At 58.2% G+C, this 3,216-nt stretch carries 3 protein-coding genes; all 3 read right to left on the bottom strand.

The genetic code is table 11. The features are described 5' to 3' along the window. Positions 1-127 precede the first annotated feature (127 nt). A complete protein-coding gene (locus NW843_RS09820; protein ID WP_414522823.1) occupies positions 128-1,051 on the bottom strand; it encodes a fructosamine kinase family protein in 924 nt (307 codons plus the stop codon). 161 nt (positions 1,052-1,212) lie between these two features. Beyond that, positions 1,213-1,482: an IS630 transposase-related protein gene (locus tag NW843_RS09815; protein WP_049749598.1), complete on the bottom strand. Its 270-nt coding sequence runs from the start codon at positions 1,480-1,482 to the stop codon at positions 1,213-1,215. 224 nt (positions 1,483-1,706) lie between these two features. After that, positions 1,707-2,999, bottom strand: a complete 1,293-nt coding sequence (locus NW843_RS09810; RefSeq protein WP_414522822.1) for a D-alanyl-D-alanine carboxypeptidase — start codon at positions 2,997-2,999, stop codon at positions 1,707-1,709. Positions 3,000-3,216 lie beyond the last annotated feature (217 nt).

The raw sequence follows: 3,216 nt of genomic DNA, 5'->3' as shown, positions 1-3,216 counted from the left end.
TCAGCGTTGCGGAGCAATAGCGTTGCGGAGCAATAATGCAGGGGGTTAGAAGGTTTTTCAAGGACTCCGTCCCGCTGGCGCGATCAGTAGCCCAGGCGTCTCATCTTAACCTGAACAACCATACGATTTATCCAAGAAATTGCAAACACTGCTGCAAAGCCCGCTGCACCGAGCCTAGGTAGCCCTCTCCAAACAGGTTGAGATGGTTGAGCCAGTGGTAGAGCTGGTAGAGGGGCTTGCGGTGAGGATATCCCTTATCCAAAGGATAGGTCTGCTGATAAGCCCGATAGAACTCCGGCGGAAAGCCGCCAAACAGTTCTGTCATCGCCAGATCCGTCTCCCGATCCCCGTAGTAGGTGGCCGGATCGAAAATCACCGGGGATCCATCGGCCAAGGCCCCGTAGTTGCCGCCCCACAGATCTCCATGCAACAGAGCGGGTTCTGGCCTGTAGTCCTGAAAAAAGGCTTCCAGCTCCGCCATTACCCGTTCGGCTTGGGCCACCCACGTGCCGCGATACCCCTGTTGGCAAGCCAATTTCACCTGGTAGAGCAGCCGCTGTTCCCGATAAAAATCCGGCCAATTCTGCCGCCAACTGTTGATCTGCGGCGTGGAGCCGATGGTGTTGTCGCGCTCCCAACCGTAGCTGCCGTTGGGGGATAGGGTGCGGTGCAACTGGGCCAACTGGGATCCCAATAAACCCGCAGTCTGCGGACGGGGCGAGGTTAGCTCCAGGTATTCCAGCACCAAGTAAGCCTGCTCTCCTACGGATCCCCAGATGATGGGCTGGGGCACGCGAATGGCCTGGGCAGCCGCTAGGGTTTGCAAGCCCGCAGCTTCCGCTGCAAACATCTCCAGCGCCCTTTCTCCCCCACGGGCCAATTTGACGAAGTAGTCTTTTACCCCTTCTGCAAGAGGGTTTTGGGAAGCGCAGGAAAACCGATAGGTGGCGTTGATGCTGCCTCCGCCCACAGAACGATACTGTAGGGGCTGGATGGGATCCCCTGTTGCTTCTGAAAGGTGCTGGGCGATGGTCTGCCAAAGAGTTTGCATCAGCAGCAAAAGTCAATTGTCGGAGAAAAACAGGTACTTATGGTCATTTCGGGTAGTCATTTCAGGTTAGGGTGAGACGCCTGAGCCATTGCCTGGGCCATTGAGAAAAGCCCTATGGCCCCGTGCATTCAAAGTTTTAGGTGTGGGCGCAGTCTCCTGGTTTAATTGAAATGACCATAACTCTTTTTTTGTGCTACTTTCACCTTCTCATTCTCAAGAGCACAGTCAATAGCGCGAGGACTCCGTCCCGCTGGCAGGACGGGTTGGACGCCAGACCGGGCTCTATCCTTCAGTCGAGCTTCTGGGTACTGGTCTCCGTCTTGCTGCAGGGCAGCCGAGTCTATCTTGCGCTTGCGGGTCTTGACTGTTGTCGGCCTCAGGTCTTCTCGGTTCAGCCAGCGATAAACTGTTGCACGACTAACCTTGTTCATCCGTGCAACTGCTCCCTTCCTGGACATACCCTATGACTCTCTCTCAGGTCTAAGCTTCCTCCTGAGGTCTACCTCCATGCCTTCTTAGCTGCAGGGCCGTCTCATTCTTAAATGAATTGACCCTGTTCCTAACCTGTGGGGCTCTGGGGTCTTGAGCTTCCGCCTCCTATGGGGAAAGTGGGGGGAGAGCTGTATCTCAAATTAAGTTCGAATTGAGGTCAGCATTAGCGGCGGAGAGGCTCAGAAATGGCCACCACATCCTGCAGAAACTGATCCTGTTGCTGGCGCAAAATGCCCAGGTCAGGACCTTGGTTGAGCAGGACAAAGTGGATGCCATTCGGCAGCTGCCCCATCGTCATCAGCCGATCCGCAGCGGATCCCACCTGAGCAGCCGTGCCTGGGGGCAAGGTGCGCGCCCGCAGGGTGCTGTGGCCAGTGCCCGCTCTGGGCAAGATCCGAGTCGGATCCCCATCTGTGAAATCTACCAGGTGTTCCCAGAGATGAGCTAGGGCGCGGGGGGAAAGGTACAGCGCTCGCCCTCTTTGCCCCAGGCGAATGTCTTGCTCGGCGGGGGCCATTTGGGAATCCAGGCGGGAAATGGGCTGAGCCACCAACCGCTGCCGCAGGTACTCCAGCAGGGCTGTTTCGCCCCCCAGTTCCGCCAACAGGGCTTCTGCCATGGCTCGGTCGTTGCTGCCATTGAGGATCTGCAACAGGGATCCCAGCCGTAGCGAGGTGTAGCTGGCCAGGCAGTGGGCGTCCGCGGGGAGGGCTGTTAGGACTGACACCGAGCCGCGAATGACAACCGGATGGGGTTGTTGAGTATTGCTGAGGAGTTCTGCCAAACGCTGAGCGCCGCCCAAAGGATCGGGTTGGCCCAGCAAACGGAAGGGGGGCAACACCTTCACATCCCCGTCGATCTGGCGAATGTTGAGGCTATGCAAATGGTGGGCCAGCTCTGCCACATTCGCTTCCGTGAAATAGGGATCCCCGCCACCCACCAGGATCAAATCTCCCGTCAAGCGATGGCCCAAAAGATGGCCTGTGGTGTAGAAGCGGGTCTCAAAGCGATGCTCGTAACCCCAAGTCTCCAGGGCCATCAAGCTGATGGCCAACTGATCCAAGGCTCCCACCGGCAAAGGTCGATCCAGCCCATGCTCCGCCAACAGCTCCCCTTCCGGCGTCCAGAGCAGGATCCCCTGTTGAGAGAGCGCTCCCCCTTGGGCCGCCAATCCTTGCAAAAAGCCGGACAAGACCGAAGCGTAAGGAGAATCTTCCCACTGCGGCGATTGGGCGCGGGGCCACCAAGGGGGAAGGCCCGGCGTCCCGCTTGGGGAAGGCAGCGGCGGCGGTGGAGTGGGGATGGGGGGGAAGGGATTCTGAGTCGATGTGGGAGACTCGACTTCAGCACCTGTGGGGTTGCTCCAGCAGGCCCCCAAGGCCAAAGCACCAGCTAACGGGATCCCTGCCCAGAGGAGACGACGATGGGGGCGCAACCCCTGTGGGATAAGCGGCATGATGACCTCACAAAGACACTTGCAAAGGACAACGGGCTGGCAAAAGACTTGACGCTACTCTAGTGCCATCCGAACTGCCTTGGCAAATCTCTGTGCCAGCCTTTTCCAGCGTTATCGACTCCGGCCAAGGCAAGCCCATCTTTTGCTTGTCAGGGATCCCAGTCGGCTGTGACGTAAACTACCCGACACCAACCGCTAGGCGGTACGGAGCGGGCTT

The sequence above is a fragment of the Synechococcus sp. R5-12 genome, from assembly GCF_047502655.1.
GTDB lineage: Bacteria > Cyanobacteriota > Cyanobacteriia > Thermostichales > Thermostichaceae > Thermostichus.
This window is presented reverse-complemented; position numbering and strand designations above follow the sequence as displayed.

What these genes read in the sequence shown, in the direction of transcription:
- NW843_RS09820 (WP_414522823.1), bottom strand. Translation starts at nt 1,051, where the DNA reads ATGCAAACTCTTTGGCAGACCATCGCCCAGCACCTTTCAGAAGCAACA.
- NW843_RS09815 (WP_049749598.1), bottom strand. Translation starts at nt 1,482, where the DNA reads ATGAACAAGGTTAGTCGTGCAACAGTTTATCGCTGGCTGAACCGAGAA.
- NW843_RS09810 (WP_414522822.1), bottom strand. Translation starts at nt 2,999, where the DNA reads ATGCCGCTTATCCCACAGGGGTTGCGCCCCCATCGTCGTCTCCTCTGG.